Raw genomic sequence first — 17,562 nt, forward strand, 5'->3', positions numbered from 1 at the left:
CTCGACGCCCGACGCCGACGCCGATGCCGATGCTGTCGACGTCGCGGATGCTGTCGGCGTCGCGGCGTTCACCGCGAGGGTGCCCTGGCAGGCGCCGGTTGCCCGGGGCGTCACCGCCGGCACGCTCTCGGTTGACGCGGCCGAGGCTATCCGGGCCGGCTCGGCCAGATCGACGCGGCAGTTACCGCGGAGAAGCTCCGGGTGGCCCTCGCGGCGCTCCTCACCGAGGCACCGTCACTGAATGCCGACGAGGTCTTCAAACGGGCGAGACAGATGCGCGACCGGCTCGATCAGGCCGGCATCGCCGCCCGCGAGAAGCAGGCCCACGACGACCGCTACCTGAAGGTCTACCGGCTGAGCAATGGCAACGTGCGCCTGAACGGGCTCTTCGCCCCCGAAGACGGCGAGTTCGTGCTCTCCACCTTCGACTCCATCACCAGCCCCCGCCGCGGCGGAGTGCGCTTCGTCGACCCGGAACGCGCCGCCTGGGCCCAAAAAAAGCAGGACGACCCGCGCAGCACCGAGCAGATCAANACGGACTCCCTCGTGCAGCTGCCGAAGGTCGCCGGCGAGGCCGACCCGGGCCGGGTCTTCGGCGGACGCCGCCAGGCGGCGCGTGATCGTGACCGAGAAGGCCCTCACAGCCGAACCCGCCGAGCCGGGTGCCGCCGAACCCGCCGCTCACGGGCAGATCGAAGGCAACCCGGTCCCCATCTCGCAGGAAACCATCGACCGGGTGCTCTGCGACGGCGGATGCCGGTGGGTCGACTGCGACAGATCACCAGCCTGGACCGAAGCCCACCACATCAACGACTGGCTCACCGACAGCGGAGACACCAACCTCGCCGAAGAAGTACTGCTCTGCCACCCGCACCATCTACTGCTGCACAACCAGCAGTGGAAGATCACCCGCACCGGAACGCAACACTGGCTGCGGCCACCGGTGGAGAACGACCCGGAACAGACACTGATCGCACTGCCGAGCAAGCGGGTGGGGCTGTAGGGCGCGGCTCTCGTCCCGGGTCTTAACAGGCTCGACCAGCGTCGTGGGGGGCGGCGGCGGGGCGGGTCGCCGGGTCTCGACAGGCTCGACCACCGGGACTCGGGTCAGGGGCGACCGGTGAATTTGTCCATAGAGCCGTAGACACCGAAGACGCGACCCGCGACGACGTCCCACAGGGGCAGCGGCAGCAGACCGCGGACCACCTTCGAGAGCACGACCGTCCACGGCATGGTGAGCATGGGCTTGCCCGCGAGCATCGCCTGCCAGACCCGTTCGACCACGTATTCCGGCGTCATCACCGGCGTCAGCAGCGGACCGCGGGCACCCTCGAACATCCCGGTCGAGATGTAGCTGGGGCAGACGGTCGTGACCTTCACGTGCCCGAACCGTTGCTGCTTGAGCTCCAGACGCAGCGAGTCGCCCCACCCGATCAGGGCCGCCTTCGACGCCGCATAGACGCTCATCCGAGGGTTCGAGAGCATCCCGGCCGCCGACGCGATGTTCACGATACGCGACGCACGACCGCGATTGGCCATCATCGCCGGGAGGAACTCCCGGGCGATGTACATCGGCGCGAGCGCGTTGATCTGCATGGTCGGCCGCGTGTCCGCGCCGTTGTCGTGCTCCCAGAAGAAGGCTCCGCGCACGATGCCGGCGTTGTTGATCACGATGTCCGGGTCGCCGACCTCCGTGCGCACCCGCTGGGCGGTCTGGGCGATCGCGCCGAGGTCGGCGATGTCCACGACATACGGGACAACGAGCGTGCCCTCGCCGGCCCGATCGCCGAGGATGCCGGCCGCACGGGTCAGCGCCCCGGCGTCCCGGTCCCAGAGGATCACGGCTTTCGCGCCCTCGGCGACGGCCCGCTCGGCATAGAGGCGGCCCATGCCGCTGGCGGCACCGGTAATGAGCACACGGGCTCCGGAAACGGTTCGAGTCATGGCCCCATCATCCCAAGAAGAAGCGCCGCGTGTTACGTCGGGTTGCGGCCGGCCCAGCAGCATCCGTCTGCCCTCGGCTAACGTCAAGCAACTCTTCCCCTCCCTCGACCGAAAGCCGCCCATGCCGCACCGCGCCGCACCACACGAGGCGTTCGCCGATCCGGCGTCCGTGCGCGGCGCGGCGTCCAGATCCACGGCCACGACCACGACCGGAAACTCGGCCTGCACAGTCGAGTTCGAGGCGATCGGCCGCACGTTCGCCCCTGCCACGACCCGCGGGGCCACCGCCCTACCCCCGGTACTCCGCGACATTTCCCTCACGGTGCGGCCCGGCGAGGTGCTGGCGATTCTGGGCACGAGCGGATGCGGCAAGTCCACTCTGCTCCGCATCGCGGGCGGCCTCGACTCCCCGACCATCGGCCAGGTGAGAATCGACGGCTCGCCCGTCGCCGGCATCGACCCGCGCTGCGCGGTCGGATTTCAGGAGCCGCGCCTGCTGCCCTGGCGCACCGTCACCGAGAACGTCGCACTGGGACTGCCCCGCGGCACCCCGCGGGCCGCCGGCCGCGCCCGCGTCGCCGAACTGATCGAGCTGGTCGGTCTGGCCGCGTTCGCCGGCCACCGCCCCCGGGCCATCTCCGGCGGGATGGCGCAGCGTGCCTCCCTCGCCCGGGCGTTGGCCCGCAACCCGGGCGTTCTGCTGCTCGACGAACCGTTCGGCGCCCTCGACGCGCTCACCCGCCTGAAGATGCAGGACCTCCTGCTCGACGTGCACGCCCAGGCGCCGACGACGGTCCTCCTGGTCACGCACGACGTCGACGAGGCGCTGCAATTGGCCGACCGGATCATCCTGCTCGGCCGGCCCGACAACGGCACCCGCGCCGGCGCCGGCGCCACCATCGTGCAGGAACTCACCGTTCCCGGGGCCCGCCCCCGCGACCGCGGCTCGGCGGAACTCGCCGAACTGCGCGGACGACTTCTCGCCGGGCTCGGCATCGACCGCCACGGCGAGGCACGCGGGCTCGCCGCGACCTCTACCATCCCGGCCTTCCCCTACTGACTTTTCTGCCTCACCACTTCACAACCGCACTGCTTTCACCACCGCTTTCCCACACCGGGTGCAGCATCCGCTGCCCAATCAACTGAGAGATCCCGATGACACAGCACCGCTCCACCACACGAATCGCACTCCTTGCCGTCGCAACCGCCGCCGCCCTGCTGCTCACCGGCTGCGTCGCGGGTGAAAACCAGCCGGTCGCCGAGCCGGCCGAGGCCGCCGAAGCGGGTAAGACCACCGTCACCACCGGCGGCACCCTCAACATCGACTTCGCCACCTACAACCCGCTCAGCCTAGTGATCAAGGACCAGGGCTGGCTCGAGGATGCCCTCAGCGACCAGGACATCGCCGTGAACTGGGTACAGTCGGCCGGCTCCAACAAGGCCAACGAGGCACTGCGCGCAAATGCCATCGACGTGGGTTCCACCGCCGGCTCGGCCGCGCTGCTGTTCCGCTCGAACGGCTCGCCGATCCAGGTCATCGACATCTTCTCGCAGCCCGAGTGGGCGGCCCTCGTCGTTCCCGGCGACTCCGCGATCACCGACGTCGCCGATCTCAAGGGCAAGCAGATCGCCGCCACCAAGGGCACCGACCCCTACTTCTTCCTGCTCCAGTCTCTGGAGGAGGCCGGACTCACCCTCGACGACGTGACCGTGCAGAACCTGCAGCACGCCGACGGCTGGGCTGCCCTCCAGAACGGCTCGGTCGACGCCTGGGCCGGACTCGACCCGATCATGGCCGGTGCCGAGGCTGCCGGCGCGGAGCTGCTCTACCGCAACGTCGACTTCAACAGCTACGGGTTCCTCAACGCCACCGAAAGCTTCCTGACCGAGAAGCCCGATGTGGCCCAGACCGTCGTCGACGTCTATGAGCACGCCCGCGCCTGGGCGCTGGAGAACCCCAACCAGACCGCCGAGATCCTGGCCGGCGTCTCGGGCCTCGACCTCGCCGTGGCCACCACGGTGATCACCGAGCGTTCCAACCTCGACGTGGACAACGTGCCCGGCAAGGCCCAGCTCACGGTGCTGAAGAAGATCGGCCCGACCTTCGTCGCCGCCGGTGACGTGGCAGCGCAGAGCCAGATCGACGACGCCCTCGACACGATCGTCAACGACAGCTTCGCCACGAAGGCCGACCCGTCGGTCGTCACGGAGTAATCAGGAATTACCGTAGCGCCGTCCGGGGCGGGCAACCGCCCCGGACACCCGCACCACCAGCACCCCCTGCACCCAGCACCCCGGCCCCACCAGCGCCACCCACCGAGAGGACGCGACCATGACCGAGACTGTGCCCCGCACGCTGCCGCGCACGTCGGCCCGGACCGTGCCCGACGCCACCGCATTCGCTGCATCCGCCCCCGCCGCCCGCACGGCGCGTGCCCCGCGCCGGCCGCTCGCCTCGCGCGGCTGGATCGCCCTCGGCGGCGGAGCGGTCCTGCCGGTCCTGATCCTCGCGGCCTGGCAGCTCACCACCGCGCTCGGCGTGTTCACGATGGCCCAACTGCCCTCCCCCGCGATGGTCTGGCAGGCCGGCGTCGACCTGTTCGCGAGCGGGCTGCTCGGCCAGTACGCGGCGATCTCCACCCAGCGAGTGCTCATCGGTTTCGCCGTCGGCGCCGCCCTGGGCATCGCCCTGGGCGCCCTGGTCGGCCTGTCCCGGGCCGCCGACGTACTGTTCGCCCCTACCCTTGGCGCCATCCGGGCGGTGCCGTCGCTCGCCTGGGTTCCCCTGCTCATCCTCTGGCTGAAGATCGGCGAGGAGTCCAAGCTCACCCTGATCGCCATCGGCGCCTTCTTCCCCGTTTACACGACCGTGTCTGCGGCGCTGCGGCACGTCGACCGTCAGCTCGTGGAGGCGGGCCGCGCGTTCGGCCTGCGCAGGGCGCGCCTGTTCACGGCCGTGCAGCTGCCCGCGGTGATCCCCGCCGTGGTCTCCGGGCTGCGGCTGGCTCTGGCCCAGGCCTGGCTGTTCCTCGTGGCCGCCGAGCTGATCGCCTCCTCGATGGGGCTGGGCTTCCTGCTGATCGACTCCCAGAACAACGGCCGCATCGACCGCATCCTGCTCGCCATCATCCTGCTCGCCATCCTCGGCAAGCTGACGGATACCGCCGTTGGCCTCTTCGAGCGCTGGGCGAACCGCAAATGGGCCTGACGCCGATGCCGGCCCCGTTCGATCCGGCGAGCGCCACCATCCGGAATCTCCTGACCGAAACCCGGCGCTACCCGGCCCCGGCCGCCTTCGCGGCGCAGGCCAACGTCGACGCCACCTGGTGGGACCGGGCCGCCGCCGATCCGATCGCGTTCTGGGCCGAGCAGGCCAACCGCCTCGACTGGGCCGAGCCGTGGCACACCGACCACACCTGGCAGCCGGCCAGGGCGGACGCCGACGGCGTGCTCTCCATTCCCCGCGCCGAGTGGTTCGCGGGCGGCAAGCTCAACGTGGCCGTCAACTGCGTCGACCGGCACGTGGCCGCCGGCAAGGGTGACAAGGTCGCCTTCTACTTCGAGGGAGAGCCCGGCGACCGCCGAACGATCACCTATGCCGAACTCGAACGCGCGGTGAACCGCGCCGCCAACACGCTTACCGACCTCGGCATCGTGCCGGGCGACCGGGTCGTGCTCTACCTGCCGGTGATCCTCGAAACCATCATCATCACCCTCGCCATCGCGCGCCTCGGCGCCGTGCACTCGCTCGTCTTCGGCGGCTTCTCCGCCGAGGCGCTGCGGTTCCGGGTCGAGGACACCGGCGCGAAGCTGCTCGTGACCACCGACGGCCAGTTCCGCCGGGGTCAGGCCGTGCCGGTCAAGGCCGCGGCCGACGAGGCCGTCGCGGGCGTGGACTCGATCGAGCACGTGCTCGTAGTGCGCCGCACCGGCGACCTGACCCCCGACATCCCCTTCACGCCGGGCCGGGATGTCTGGTGGCACGACAGCGTCGACCTCGCCTCCCCCGTGCACGAACCCGCGTACTTCGACGCGGAGACCCCGCTGTTCATCATCTACACCTCGGGCACGACGGGTACTCCGAAGGGGCTCGTGCACACCAGCGGCGGGTACCTCACGCACACCTCCTGGAGTCACTGGGCCGTCTTCGACGTCAAGGACGACGACGTGCACTGGTGCACGGCCGACCTGGCCTGGGTTACCGCTCACAGCTATGTGCACTACGGGCCGCTCTCCAACGGCACCACCTCGGTGATCTACGAGGGAACGCCGAACACCCCGCATCCGGGCCGGCACCTCGAGATCATCGAGCGCTACGGGGTGACCACCTATTACACGGCGCCAACACTCATCCGCACGTTGATGACGTGGTTCCCGGAAGGGCTGCCGAGCGAGTTCGACCTGTCCAGCATCCGTCTGCTCGGGTCGGTCGGCGAGGCCATCAACCCGGAGGCCTGGGTGTGGTTCCGCGAGAACATCGGCGCTGGCAGCGCCCCCATCGTGGACACCTGGTGGCAGTCTGAGACCGGCGCCGCCGTGATGGCGCCGCTACCGGGCGTCAGCACGCTCAAGCCCGGTTCGGCCCTGCGCGCCCTGCCGGGCCTGACGACCCACGTCGTCGACGACCACGGCCGGCCGGTGCCGTTCGGCTCCGGCGGCTACCTCGTGATCGAGGGCACCTGGCCAGGCATGGCCCGCACCGTCTGGGGCGACCCCGAGCGCTACCGCGACTCCTACTGGGCCCGGTTCGCGAAGCAGGGCTTCTTCTTCTCCGGCGACGGCGCGAAATACGACGACGACGGCGACATCTGGCTCCTCGGCCGCGTCGACGACGTCATCAACGTGTCCGGGCACCGCTTGTCGACGATCGAGATAGAGTCGGCGCTCGTCGCACATCCGCTGGTCGGCGAGGCCGGCGTCGTCGGCGTGACGGATGCGAGAACAGGCGAGGCCATCGCGGCCTTCGTGATCCCGGCCGCGGCACCGCGCCCCACCAGCGGTTCCGGCGAGCGCGGCAACCTGGGCGACCCCGCGGTCTGGCTGGCCGCCCGGGGCACCCTCGAGCCGCTGCTGCGCGCGCACGTCACGCAGGCCATCGGGGTCGTCGCCCGGCCGCAGGAGGTGTTCGTTGTGCCTGACCTGCCCAAGACCCGCTCGGGCAAGATCATGCGTCGCCTCCTCGGCGATATCGTGGCCGGTCGTGCGCTCGGCGACGTGACCGCGCTCCAGGACGACTCGGTTCCGGGCCGCATCGCCGTGATCGTGGCGGCCGCGCGGCAGCGCTGAGCGCACGGTTCCAGCGCCTACCCAGCGACGGGTGGAATCGTAGGGACCAACGCCCCAGACGACCCGAGCCAGAGGAGCACACCATGGGATTCTTCGACCGCCTCTTCGGAACCGAGCCCCAGCAGCCGGAACAGCAGCGACGCGCGGCCGCACCGCAGCGCACCGACGACGAGATCGCCGTCGATCGCTATCAGTACCTACTGCGCACGGCACCGCCCGAGACGATCGAGCAGGTGCACGCGGAGGCCTTCAGCAAACTGAACGATGAGCAACGCGACCTGCTGTTCCGCCAGCTAAGCGAGAACGCCAACGCCAGCGAGCGCCCGGCGAACGCCGAACCGGCAACACTGGCCCAGGCGGCCACCCGGGCGGAGCTGCGCCAGCCCGGCACCCTCACCCGCGCCTTCGGCAACCAGGGCCAGGGCGGGCCGAGCTTCGGCAGCATGGTCGGCAGCTCCCTGCTCGGCACCGTGGCGGGCTATGTCATCGCGTCGACGCTGATGAGCGCTTTCCTGCCCATGGACTCCGGCGGCGCGGATGCCTCGGGCGCCGACTCCGGTTCCGGCGACTCCGGCGGCGATTCCGGCGGCGACGCGGGTTCCGGCGGCGACGCGGGTTCCGGCGGCGACGCGGGTTCCGGCGGCGACTCCGGCAGCGGCGATTTCGGCGGCGGCGATTTCGGCTTCTGAGCCCACCCCCTTCCGCGAGAGTCGCTCCCGCTCAACCCGGCCACTCCCCGCCGGGCGGTGGTCACTGCGGGGCTGTAGCCTGAGAATTAGCGGCGGAAGATCCGCGACGGCTGAGGCATCCGCCGGCTGAGACTCGAACAGGGCTGGTCACCGTGCGTGAAACGGGGGTGTTAATCGTGCTGCGGCACGGCCAGAGCACCGCGAACGCCGCCGGGCTGTTCACGGGCGTGCTGGATGCGCCGCTGTCGGATCAGGGGATCCGCGAGGCCCACACGGCCACCATCCTCCTCAACCTTGCGCTGCCGGGCGAACGGCCACCGACCACCGGCACCGGCTCTCCGGCCATGACCACGGCACCGGCACCCGCTGCAGCACCTGTCACCCTGTTCACCTCGACGCTGACACGCGCCCGGCAGACCGCCGCGATCGTCGCCGCCGGTCTGGCCCGCCCGCCGGTCGGCTGCGACGCCGACTGGCGACTGAACGAACGCAATTACGGCGCGCTGACCGGCCGTTCCAAAGACGATGTGCGCGCCGAGTTCGGCGAGGAACAGTTCGTGGCCTGGCGCCGCTCGGTCGCCGAGGCCCCGCCCGCCATGGGCGACCTGCTCTACGACGAGTTCGCCGGCACCGCCCTGTTCCGCGCGCTGCCGGCGGCCGCACTGAACCGCACCGAGGCGCTCAGCGACGTCATCACCCGAGTGGATGCCTTCCTCACCGAGCGCGTCGACCCGCTTCTCGCCCGCGGCGAGATCGTGCTCGTGGTGGCCCACGGCAACTCCCTGCGGGCTCTGTGCGCGGTGATCGACGGCCTGTCCGACGGGCAGATCCGCGACCTGAACCTGCCCACCGGACAGCCGTTGGTCTACCGTTTCGACGCCCGGGGGCGTCCCGTGCCGTTCGGCGGCCGCTACCTCGACTCCGTCACCGCGCTGGCGGCCGCCCTCACCCTCGCGAATGAGGGCGGTACCTGACGATCTCGAGCCTGTGAGCTCGGGTGTGTGATCTCGAGCCGTCCGTGACGTTCCGGCTCCCGTCGCTTAGCTTGTCTGCGCCCCGCGGGCCGCCCCGGCCGACAGCCCGAGGGCGAGGATACGGCACACCGTGGCGGCGGCCCGTTCGAGGTTCGCCGGACCATCCGTCAGTGCCTGCGGGAGGTCGCTGACCTCCTGAACGATCGGCACCAGCGCGGCGAAGCCCTGGTCATAGAGCACCTCGGACCCGGGTCCTACCCGGCCCGCGAACGCGATCACGGGCACACCGTTGCGCGCGGCAGCCTCGGCCACGCCGAGCGGGGTCTTGCCGTGCAGGGTCTGCCCGTCGATGCTGCCCTCGCCGGTGAAAACGAAGTCGGCCCCGCTCAGGCGACGCTCGAGGAGGGCGGCCTCCATCACCACCTCGACGCCCCGCCGCATGCGGGAGTCGAAGCAGGCGAGGAAGGCCGCGCCGAGCCCGCCGGCCGCGCCGGCGCCGGGCAGCTCCGCCACGGAACGCCCGGAATCCGCGGTCAGCACCCGCGCGAAGACCGTGAGGGCCTCCTCGAGGTCCCGCACGGCCTGCGGATCGGCGCCTTTCTGCGGGCCGAAGACGGCGGTGGCGCCGCCCGGACCGAGCAGCGGATTGGCGACATCGCTCGCGATCTCGAACGACGCGGACCGCGCCCGCGGGTCGAATCCTTCCAGGTCGATCCGGCAGAGCCGCGCAAGCGCCGCTCCCCCGCAGTCCAGGTCACGTTCGGCGGAATCGAACAGACGAGCGCCGAGGGCGTGAAGCATGCCAGCCCCTCCGTCGTTGGTCACCGAGCCGCCCAGCCCGATCACGAACCGGCTCGCACCGCGGTCCAGCGCGTCGGTGATGAGCTGCCCGACGCCGTACGTGCTGGCGGTGCGTGCGTCCCGGTCGGCTGCGGCGACGAGATGGATGCCGGCCGACGCCGCAACCTCGATGATCGCCAGCTGCTCGGCGGCCACATAGCCGTAGGCGGCCAGCACCGGGCGTCCGCGGGCATCCTGAACCTCGGTCTCCACGATCTCACCGCCACAGGCGGCAACCATCGCGTTCACGGTGCCCTCGCCGCCGTCGGCCATCGGCACCCGCACGCACTCGGCGCCGGGGAAGACGGAACGGATGCCGCGCTCCAGGGCCGTGGCGGCCTCGACGGCCGACATGGATTCCTTGAACGAGTCGGGGGCCAGAACGAACTTCATGGTGTTGATCTTCCCGGTCCCGGGCACCAGCTGCAACTGCAGGGCGCAGGACGCAGCATCCGCTACCCCCGCGTAGGCTCGAAACCATGCGATTCGGACTCTTCATACCTCAGGGCTGGCGTCACGACCTGGTCGACATCGATCCCGTCGAACAGTGGGCGACCATGAGCGGCCTCGCCGCGCACGCCGACGCCGGCGAGTGGGAGTCGATCTGGGTGTACGACCACTTCCACACCGTGCCGGTGCCGAGCGAGGAGGCCACCCACGAAGCCTGGACGCTGATGAGCGCGTTCGCCGCCACCACGACACGGGTGCGCCTCGGCCAGATGTGCACCTGCATCAGCTACCGCAACCCGGCCTACCTCGCGAAGGTCGCCTCGACCATCGACATCATCTCCGGCGGACGCGTCGAGATGGGCATCGGCGCCGGCTGGTACGAGCACGAATGGCGCGCTTACGGCTATGGCTTCCCGCGCGCCGGCGAGCGCCTCGCACGCCTCGACGAGGGCGTGCAGATCATGCGCCAGGCCTGGGCCACCGGTAAGGCCACCCTCGACGGACAGCACTACCAGGTGGACGGCGCCATCGTGCGGCCGCTACCACTGCAGGACGGAGGCATCCCGGTCTGGATCGCCGGCGGCGGCGAGAAGGTCACCCTCAAGATCGCGGCGAAGTACGCGAACTACACGAACTTCGACGGCTCCCCCGAGGGCTTCTCGCACAAGAGCGAGTTGCTCGAGGCGCACTGCATGGCGGAAGGCACCGATTTCGGCGCGATCACCCGCTCGGCGAACTACAACACCGTGATCGCGGCGACGGAGGCCGAGGTCGCCGACCGTCTCGACGCCATCGAGGCCCGGGTCACCCCCTACCTCGGTTCGGAGGGCGCGGCGGCATTCATGGCCGAGTACCGCAGCGGCGAGGCGCAGTGCGTCGGCACACCGGAACAGGTCGTCGAGCGCCTGAACGGCATGAAGGCACGCGGCCTCGGTTACGCCATCCACTACTTCCCGGAGGCCGCCTACGACCGCTCGGGTCTGGAACTCTTCGAACGCGAGGTCATGCCCGCGCTGCGTTGATCGGGCCGCACCCCGTGCTCTCCCGCCGGCCCCGGCACGCCCACCCCAACCCACCCGCGCAAAGATGGAACCCATGACCAGCACGAACACGGCGACCAGGCCCGCCCGCATCACCTGGGCGGAGGCCGGGCGGACTCGGTCGGCCCTCTGGCACTCGGAGAGCGGTTGGGCGCCGCCGGAACGCGTCGTCATCGCCGACGACACGATGACCGCGGATGCCGCCTACCGCCACGCGAAGGCTGGCACCGGCATGCTCTGGCGCGGCGACTTCCTGGGCGCCCGCCAGTTGCTCAGCGCCCTCGCCCGCCGCATCGACCACGGCCGGCACGCGCCCACCACCGACCTGGCCGCCGCTTTCCGGCACTACCGCTCCGAGGCGCTGCGCCGCTCCCGGCTGCTCGGCCTGGTGTTCGTGCCGCTCGACGCCGACTACACCGTTCCGCTCCGCCGCGCGCCCGACGTGCGCCAGGCCTGCACCGAGACCTACGGCCCGGCGACGGATGCCTCGGTCACCGCCCTGCGCGAGCTCCTCGGCGTCATCGGGGCGCACGAGTGGCGCACGACCGGGGTCGACGTACCCGTGCTCGGCGCCCGCATCCACCCGCACTACGGGGTGTTCTCGCCCGTGCGCGGCGAATACCTCGACCTGGTGAACACGGCCCCGCTGCCGGCAGCCTGGGCCGGAGGTTCTGCGGCTGAGGCCGGCTCGATCGCCGGGACCGCCACCGCGTTCGACATCGGCACGGGCACCGGGGTGCTCGCTGCGGTGCTGGCGCGACGCGGCATCCGTCACGTGGTCGGCACCGACCAGGAGCCACGGGCGCTGACCTGCGCGCGCGCGAACATCGGGCGGCTCGGGCTGGCCGGTGCGGTCGAGATCATCAAGGCCGATCTGTTCCCCGCCGGCCGCGCCGACCTCGTGGTCTGCAACCCGCCGTGGATTCCCGCGTCCGCCGTCACCGCCACCGACTTCGCCGTCTACGACCCCGACAGCCGGATGTTGCGGGGCTTCCTGGCCGGGCTGGCCGACCACCTCCAGGCGGCCGGGGAGGGCTGGCTCGTGCTCTCCGACATCGCCGAGCACCTCGGGTTGCGCTCCCGCGGCGAACTCCTCGACCTGATCGAGGACGCGGGCCTCGAGGTCGTCGCCCGCCTGGACGCCAAACCCGTGCACGGCCGCGCCGCCGACGCGTCCGATCCCCTGCACGCCGCCCGGTCGAAGGAAGTGACGTCGCTCTGGCGGTTGCGGGCCGTCTCTCCGCCGGCCCAGTCGACTGCCGATGCCCCCGACGCACCTGACGCTGTTCGGTGAACCGTCAGGTTTGAAGGGTGCGCGGCGGCGCCCGCCCCAGGAACGTGTCGTTTCGAGCGCTACTTGAGGTTCGGCGTGCCGCCCTTGTTCGCGGCGAGGCGCCAGCGGGACCAGGGCCAGATGCCGTCCATCTCCACCTCAAGCGAGAAGCTGAGCAGCACCCGGATCACCACGATCGCGCCGAGCACCAGCACGCTCTGCGGGGTCGGATCCACCAGGATCGTGCGGATGATATCGGCGATGATCAGCACTTCGAGCCCGAGCAGGATGGCCCGGCCCAGATTGCGGCGCAACTTCTCATAGGCCCGCTGCCGGGTGTCGGCCCGCAGCGCGGTCGGCACCGCAGCGATCATCGCGGCCGCGCCGCCGAGCACCATGATGGCTGCACCGGCCGCCTCGACGATCCGCACGACCGCCGAGATCACCTCGTCAAAGTTCATCGGCGGCGCTCCTCGCTGCATGGTCGCTGCATGGTCGCCTCGACGATAGCGCAGGCCACCCCCGCGGTCGAGCCATCCGGTGGCCCAGCCTGTCGAGACCCGGGCAGCCGGTTCTCGTGCACCGCCCTCTCGCGCCGCTGAGACCGAAAGCTCCGTGTGCGCCCACAATCACCGCCGGAAGGGCGGCACTCGGCACAATGGGCGATTCTCGGAGAATGACCGGAACAACGCACACTTTCAACCGGAACGGGGGCTTTCGACGACCGGAGGGTCGGAACACGGCGATTCGTTGCGAGATATGGCAAGAAAACGCCCGCACCCTCCCGCTACTCTGGACCGTGGCGCCAAATGGCACCACCGGCACCACCCAGCACCACCACGAACGACCCCGCCGCGACCGCGGCACTCACGAAGAACGGAGGTTCCCATGTCGAATTACGTTGCGCACGATGCACTGGTCGGTGAGCCCGAGGTTCTCGAGGATGCCGTCACCGCCGCCAACCCGGTCACAAGCCCGGCCTGGCTCCGGCTCAAGTCCGCGGCCACCTCGCTTCAGGCCAGCCAGGCGCAGGACGGCTCCATCCCCGTCGCCGCCGACCACGCGGATGCCGCGGCGCACGTCGGCGTGATCGCCGCCGCCATCGACGAGCTCGCCCCGCTGTTCCCGCACGACGCCGCCTACCTCGCGGCCGTGACTCGGGACTTCACCCGCTGGAGCACCGAGGGCTTCGGCGTGCCGGACTTCTTCGACTCCCTGATGGCGTTCCAGCCGCAGCAGCAGCGGGCCGACGGCATCCGTCACCTGGTCGTGTTCCCGATGTACACGCAGAACGGCAGCGCGAACCGCTTTGTCGAGGCCGTGCTGATCGAGGTGATCTGGCCGGAATTCATCGACGAGCTCGAGCAGGAGTACACGAACGAGCTGTTCATGCCGATCCGTTTCCTCGATTTCACGCCCGGCTACGACACCAACTCGGCCGTTTTATTCCCCGAGACCGTCGCCATGCGCCAGATCCCCTCCTTCACCTGGGGTGCGATCTTCGCCGACCGCGAAGCTGCCCGGTTCCGCCGGGTCGTGCGCGCGGCCGCCGAGATCACGCGTCTCGAACTGCCTGCCGATGCGGCGGCGCTGCTCGACGACCAGCACCTGACCGAGGAAACCTTCGTCATGTGGGACCTCATCCACGACCGCACGCACATGCGCGGCGACCTTCCATTCGACCCGTTCATGATCAAGCAGCGGATGCCGTTCTTCCTCTACTCCCTGGAGGAACTGCGCTGCGACCTGACCGCGTTCCGCGAATCGGTCACGATCGAACGCGACGAGAACGCCAGCCCGGAAGCACGCCGGCACGCGAAACTCGTGCAGTACGCCGTGATCTTCGACCGGATCTTCCGATTCTCGATCAGCGGCACCCGGGTGCGGAACTACGACGGGCTGGGCGGGCAGCTGCTCTTCGCGTGGATGCACCAGCACCACGTGCTGCACTGGACCGACACCCGGCTCACCTTCGACTGGGAAGCCGTGCCCGACGTGGTCATCGCGCTGGGCAAGCGAATCGACGACCTCTACTGGGCGTCGATCGACCGGCCGAAGAAGGCCCACTGGCTGGCCGCCTACGACATGATCGCGGAGACGCTCACGCCGAACCCGGCGTCGCAGTGGGCTCGCGGCCTGCCGCTGGACGTGCTTGCTGGCGCACCGAAGGGCTACACCGACCTTGTTCTGGACGACGAGTTCCCGCTGTCGATGTTCTTCGAGGCGCTCGACAAGAAGATGAAGCCCGTGATCGAGTCGACGGCCGGGCTCACCGGGCGTGACTGACACCGCAGGCAGGGCCGTCGCTGGTCGCACCGTGCTCATCGCCGGTGCGACCAGCGCGGCCGGCCGCGCCGTGGCCACCGCGCTGACGGATGCCGGCGCGCACGTGATCGCGGTCGGCACCAACGCCGAGCGCCTGCACGGCTTCCGCGCCGAGGTTCCCGGTGCCGCAACCTATGTCTGCGACCTCGGCGACTTCGCCCAGGTCACGGCCCTGGCCGACGCCGTGCACGGCGAGCACGGTCCGATCGACGGCCTGATCCACCTGGTCGGCGGCTGGCGCGGCGGCGGAGGGCTGGCCGGCCAGTCCGACGGGGACTGGGATTTCCTGCACGCGCACGTCGTCGCCACGCTGCGCAACACCACCCGCGCGTTCAACGACGACCTGCTGGCCTCGCCGGCCGGGCGCCTGGCGATCGTGTCGTCGGTGTCGGTCGACAAGCCGGCCCCGGGCGGCGCGAACTACGCCGCCGCGAAGGCCGCCGCCGAGACCTGGACCCGCGCGGTCGGTCAGGGCTTCGCGAAAGCAGGCGCGGATGCCGCGGCGGTCATCTTCGTCGTGCGTGCCCTCGCCGGGCTGGAAACCGCACTTGCGACCGCGGTGGTCGGCCTGTGGGACGCGTCGGCGGCATCCGTCAACACTTCTCGCGTGCTTTTGGCCCCCTGAACCCGACGTCGGCACCCCGCGGCGCGCTAGCGTGGAACCAGGCTACAGAGGGGTGGGCATGCTCGACATCAGGACCATAAACAAGCGTTATGGCACCCGGCAGGTGCTGACCGACGTGAGTTTCGGCGTCGAGAGCGGACGCCTGACCGGCTTCGTCGGTGCGAACGGCGCCGGCAAGACAACCACCATGCGGATCATCCTGGGGGTGCTGTCGGCCGACTCCGGCACCGTGCTGCAAGACGGCGTTCCGCTGACCAGCGACGACCGCCGCCGCTTCGGCTACATGCCGGAGGAGCGCGGCCTCTACCCGAAGATGAAGGTGGGCGAGCATCTCGTCTACCTGGCCCGCCTGCACGGGTTGGGCCCGGCATCCGCCCGCCGCAACACCGCCGAGTTGCTCGACCGGCTCGGCCTCGGCGAGCGGGCCGGTGACCTGGTGCAGTCTCTCTCGCTCGGCAACCAGCAGCGCGCCCAGATCGCGGCCGCGCTCGTGCACGACCCGGAGTTCCTCGTGCTCGACGAGCCGTTCTCCGGCCTTGACCCGCTCGCGGTGGAAGTGGTCATGAGCGTGCTCTCCGGCTTCGCCGCCCAGGGCGCGCCGGTGCTGTTCTCCTCGCACCAGCTCGACATCGTCGAGCGCCTCTGCGACGACGTCGTCATCATCGCCGACGGCGAGATCCGGGCCAACGGCCCCCGAGAGCGGCTGCGCGAGCAGCACAGCAGCCCCCGGTTCGAATTGCGCACCGCGGCCGACGCTGAGTGGATCCACACCGTGCCCGGCATCTCCGTGCTCGACCTCTCCGGGGGTGTCGCCGTGTTCGAAGCCGAAACGGATGCCGCCAGCCAGTCCGTTCTGCGCCAGGCCCTCACCCGGGCCCCGGTGACACAGTTCAGCCAGCAGCGGCCCAGCCTCGCCACCATCTTCAAGGAGATCGTGCAGTGAGCACCATCTGGAACGACCGCGCCGGCACGCCACACATCAGACGCCCGCAGGTTCGCCCCCGGTATCCGGCGCCGAGCTTCGCCCGGAGTGTGTGGCTTGTCGCGACCCGCGAGATCATGGCCCGGCTGCGCAGCAAGGCCTTCCTGATCTCAACCGGCATCCTGCTGCTCATCTCGGTCGGTTCCGTCGTCGCCGGCAGTATTGCGAGTCAGAACCTGACCATGCCGAAGGTGGCCGTCGTGGGGTCCGCCGCTCAGGTCGTCGAGCAGACCGAGTCGTTCACGATGGTGAAGGCCGATGACATCGGCGCTGCCGAGTCCCTGGTGCGGGACGGCACCGTCTCCGCGGCGGTCGTTCCGTCCACCCGGGCGGATGCCCTGCTCGGCGTGCGCGTCATCGCCCTCGACTCCCCGCCGGTGGGTGTGCTCGCGGCCCTGAGCGTCACCCCCGCGGTGAGCCTGCTCGAGCCGACATCGCGGCAGAGCGGTGGCCTCGTCTACCTCGTCTCCCTGGGCTTCGGGCTGGTCTTCTTCATGTCGGCGATCACGTTCGGCTCGACCATCGCGCAGAGCGTCGTCGAGGAGAAGCAGACCCGGGTCGTCGAGATCCTGATGACCACCATCCCGGTGCGCGCCCTGCTCGGCGGCAAGGTGGTGGGCAACAGCATCATGGCCTTCGGGCAGATCGTGGCGATCGGCCTGCTGGTGGCGATCGGCATGGCCACGACCGGCCAGTTCGGGTTGCTGGGCACCGTGGGGCCGTCGATCGTCTGGTTCGCCGTGTTCTTCGCGTTCGGCTTCGTCATGCTTGCGGCGCTGTTCGCCGCGACCGCGTCGATGGTCTCCCGCCAGGAAGACGTGGGCTCGGCCACCTCGCCCGTGCTGTTCCTCGTGATGATTCCCTATTTTCTGGTGATCTTTTTCAACGACAACCCCACCGTGCTCGCCGTCATGTCCTACATCCCGTTCTCGGCCCCGGTCGGCATGCCGATGCGCATCTTCCTCGGCACGGCCGCCTGGTGGGAGCCGCTGCTCTCGCTGGCCATCCTGCTCGCCTCGACGGCCGTGGTCATCCTGCTGGGCTCCCGCATCTACTCGAACTCCCTGCTGCGGATGGGCGCCCGCGTTACGTTGCGCCAGGCCCTGCGCGGCTGACCTGCCGCCCCGCCAGCCC

General features: G+C 70.2%; 17 protein-coding genes and 1 pseudogene. 15 read left to right on the forward strand and 3 right to left on the reverse strand.

What is annotated here, in order from left to right; all coding sequences use genetic code 11:
- The 3 genes and pseudogenes from E3O54_RS16685 to E3O54_RS17055 form a co-directional block, all read left to right on the forward strand.
- The coding region (locus E3O54_RS16685; RefSeq protein ID WP_206750346.1) for a hypothetical protein at window positions 1-241 on the forward strand (241 nt) is incomplete at its 5' end.
- A pseudogene (locus E3O54_RS17405) lies at window positions 202-501 on the forward strand (DUF222 domain-containing protein); the annotation flags it as partial. The gene E3O54_RS16685 and the pseudogene E3O54_RS17405, both read left to right, overlap by 40 nt.
- 121 nt (window positions 502-622) lie before the next feature.
- Window positions 623-1,003, forward strand: coding sequence for a hypothetical protein (locus E3O54_RS17055; protein ID WP_241976926.1), 381 nt, complete (start codon window positions 623-625; stop codon window positions 1,001-1,003).
- Window positions 1,004-1,107: 104 nt separating this feature from the next.
- Here the strand turns inward: E3O54_RS17055 and E3O54_RS14805 are convergent, their stop codons facing one another.
- Complete coding sequence (locus tag E3O54_RS14805) at window positions 1,108-1,944, reverse strand: SDR family NAD(P)-dependent oxidoreductase (protein ID WP_104100056.1); 837 nt, start codon at window positions 1,942-1,944, stop codon at window positions 1,108-1,110.
- Window positions 1,945-2,065: 121 nt separating this feature from the next.
- On the opposite strand from E3O54_RS14805, the gene E3O54_RS14810 reads away from it, so the two are divergent.
- From E3O54_RS14810 to E3O54_RS14835, 6 genes are all read left to right on the forward strand, one after another.
- Window positions 2,066-3,004 carry an ABC transporter ATP-binding protein gene (locus E3O54_RS14810; protein WP_134343185.1) on the forward strand — a complete coding sequence of 313 codons (939 nt, stop codon included), beginning with the start codon at window positions 2,066-2,068 and terminating at the stop codon, window positions 3,002-3,004.
- A gap of 95 nt (window positions 3,005-3,099) precedes the next feature.
- On the forward strand, window positions 3,100-4,158 hold the full coding sequence (locus E3O54_RS14815) for an aliphatic sulfonate ABC transporter substrate-binding protein (RefSeq protein ID WP_134343186.1): 1,059 nt from the start codon (window positions 3,100-3,102) through the stop codon (window positions 4,156-4,158).
- Between the two features lie 118 nt (window positions 4,159-4,276).
- Window positions 4,277-5,152 (forward strand): ABC transporter permease, encoded by an 876-nt coding sequence (locus tag E3O54_RS14820; RefSeq protein ID WP_134401926.1) that lies wholly within the window; start codon window positions 4,277-4,279, stop codon window positions 5,150-5,152.
- On the forward strand, window positions 5,143-7,230 hold the full coding sequence (gene acs, locus E3O54_RS14825) for an acetate--CoA ligase (RefSeq protein WP_233191265.1): 2,088 nt from the start codon (window positions 5,143-5,145) through the stop codon (window positions 7,228-7,230). The genes E3O54_RS14820 and acs overlap by 10 nt, the downstream gene beginning before the upstream one ends.
- Before the next feature lie 83 nt (window positions 7,231-7,313).
- Window positions 7,314-7,919, forward strand: a complete 606-nt coding sequence (locus E3O54_RS14830; RefSeq protein WP_134401927.1) for a hypothetical protein — start codon at window positions 7,314-7,316, stop codon at window positions 7,917-7,919.
- A gap of 167 nt (window positions 7,920-8,086) precedes the next feature.
- Entirely contained in the window at window positions 8,087-8,893 is an 807-nt protein-coding gene (locus E3O54_RS14835; protein WP_233191263.1) for a 2,3-diphosphoglycerate-dependent phosphoglycerate mutase, read from the forward strand.
- A 66-nt stretch (window positions 8,894-8,959) separates the two neighbouring features.
- Here E3O54_RS14835 and E3O54_RS14840 read toward each other — a convergent pair whose 3' ends face one another.
- A complete protein-coding gene (locus E3O54_RS14840) occupies window positions 8,960-10,126 on the reverse strand; it encodes a glycerate kinase (protein ID WP_104100105.1) in 1,167 nt (388 codons plus the stop codon).
- Window positions 10,127-10,212: 86 nt separating this feature from the next.
- On the opposite strand from E3O54_RS14840, the gene E3O54_RS14845 reads away from it, so the two are divergent.
- A complete protein-coding gene (locus E3O54_RS14845) occupies window positions 10,213-11,205 on the forward strand; it encodes an LLM class F420-dependent oxidoreductase (protein WP_104100050.1) in 993 nt (330 codons plus the stop codon).
- Window positions 11,206-11,278: 73 nt separating this feature from the next.
- Complete coding sequence (locus tag E3O54_RS14850; protein WP_134401928.1) at window positions 11,279-12,517, forward strand: class I SAM-dependent methyltransferase; 1,239 nt, start codon at window positions 11,279-11,281, stop codon at window positions 12,515-12,517.
- A 59-nt stretch (window positions 12,518-12,576) separates the two neighbouring features.
- On the opposite strand, the gene E3O54_RS14855 is transcribed toward E3O54_RS14850, so the two are convergent.
- A complete protein-coding gene (locus E3O54_RS14855) occupies window positions 12,577-12,957 on the reverse strand; it encodes a DUF1622 domain-containing protein (protein ID WP_104100048.1) in 381 nt (126 codons plus the stop codon).
- 427 nt (window positions 12,958-13,384) lie between these two features.
- On the opposite strand from E3O54_RS14855, the gene E3O54_RS14860 reads away from it, so the two are divergent.
- The 4 genes from E3O54_RS14860 (at window position 13,385) to E3O54_RS14875 (ending at window position 17,543) form a co-directional block, all read left to right on the forward strand.
- The gene (locus E3O54_RS14860) at window positions 13,385-14,782 is read left to right on the forward strand and encodes a DUF6421 family protein (RefSeq protein ID WP_134401929.1); all 1,398 of its coding nucleotides are present in this window, start codon (window positions 13,385-13,387) and stop codon (window positions 14,780-14,782) included.
- Complete coding sequence (locus E3O54_RS14865) at window positions 14,775-15,446, forward strand: SDR family NAD(P)-dependent oxidoreductase (protein ID WP_241973121.1); 672 nt, start codon at window positions 14,775-14,777, stop codon at window positions 15,444-15,446. Before E3O54_RS14860 ends, E3O54_RS14865 begins: the two co-directional genes overlap by 8 nt.
- Window positions 15,447-15,504: 58 nt before the next feature.
- Complete coding sequence (locus tag E3O54_RS14870) at window positions 15,505-16,389, forward strand: ABC transporter ATP-binding protein (RefSeq protein WP_104100103.1); 885 nt, start codon at window positions 15,505-15,507, stop codon at window positions 16,387-16,389.
- Window positions 16,390-16,505: 116 nt separating this feature from the next.
- Complete coding sequence (locus E3O54_RS14875; RefSeq protein ID WP_104100102.1) at window positions 16,506-17,543, forward strand: ABC transporter permease; 1,038 nt, start codon at window positions 16,506-16,508, stop codon at window positions 17,541-17,543.
- Window positions 17,544-17,562 lie beyond the last annotated feature (19 nt).

The sequence above is a fragment of the Cryobacterium sp. TMT2-4 genome (assembly GCF_004402575.1).
Taxonomy (GTDB): domain Bacteria; phylum Actinomycetota; class Actinomycetes; order Actinomycetales; family Microbacteriaceae; genus Cryobacterium; species Cryobacterium sandaracinum.

Excerpts from the sequence above, each read along its gene's own strand:
- E3O54_RS14805 (WP_104100056.1), bottom strand. The coding sequence starts at position 1,944 with ATGACTCGAACCGTTTCCGGAGCCCGTGTGCTCATTACCGGTGCCGCC.
- E3O54_RS14810 (WP_134343185.1), top strand. The coding sequence starts at position 2,066 with ATGCCGCACCGCGCCGCACCACACGAGGCGTTCGCCGATCCGGCGTCC.
- E3O54_RS14815 (WP_134343186.1), top strand. The coding sequence starts at position 3,100 with ATGACACAGCACCGCTCCACCACACGAATCGCACTCCTTGCCGTCGCA.
- E3O54_RS14820 (WP_134401926.1), top strand. The coding sequence starts at position 4,277 with ATGACCGAGACTGTGCCCCGCACGCTGCCGCGCACGTCGGCCCGGACC.
- acs (WP_233191265.1), top strand. The coding sequence starts at position 5,143 with ATGGGCCTGACGCCGATGCCGGCCCCGTTCGATCCGGCGAGCGCCACC.
- E3O54_RS14830 (WP_134401927.1), top strand. The coding sequence starts at position 7,314 with ATGGGATTCTTCGACCGCCTCTTCGGAACCGAGCCCCAGCAGCCGGAA.
- E3O54_RS14840 (WP_104100105.1), bottom strand. The coding sequence starts at position 10,126 with ATGAAGTTCGTTCTGGCCCCCGACTCGTTCAAGGAATCCATGTCGGCC.
- E3O54_RS14845 (WP_104100050.1), top strand. The coding sequence starts at position 10,213 with ATGCGATTCGGACTCTTCATACCTCAGGGCTGGCGTCACGACCTGGTC.
- E3O54_RS14850 (WP_134401928.1), top strand. The coding sequence starts at position 11,279 with ATGACCAGCACGAACACGGCGACCAGGCCCGCCCGCATCACCTGGGCG.
- E3O54_RS14855 (WP_104100048.1), bottom strand. The coding sequence starts at position 12,957 with ATGAACTTTGACGAGGTGATCTCGGCGGTCGTGCGGATCGTCGAGGCG.
- E3O54_RS14860 (WP_134401929.1), top strand. The coding sequence starts at position 13,385 with ATGTCGAATTACGTTGCGCACGATGCACTGGTCGGTGAGCCCGAGGTT.
- E3O54_RS14870 (WP_104100103.1), top strand. The coding sequence starts at position 15,505 with ATGCTCGACATCAGGACCATAAACAAGCGTTATGGCACCCGGCAGGTG.
- E3O54_RS14875 (WP_104100102.1), top strand. The coding sequence starts at position 16,506 with ATGGCCCGGCTGCGCAGCAAGGCCTTCCTGATCTCAACCGGCATCCTG.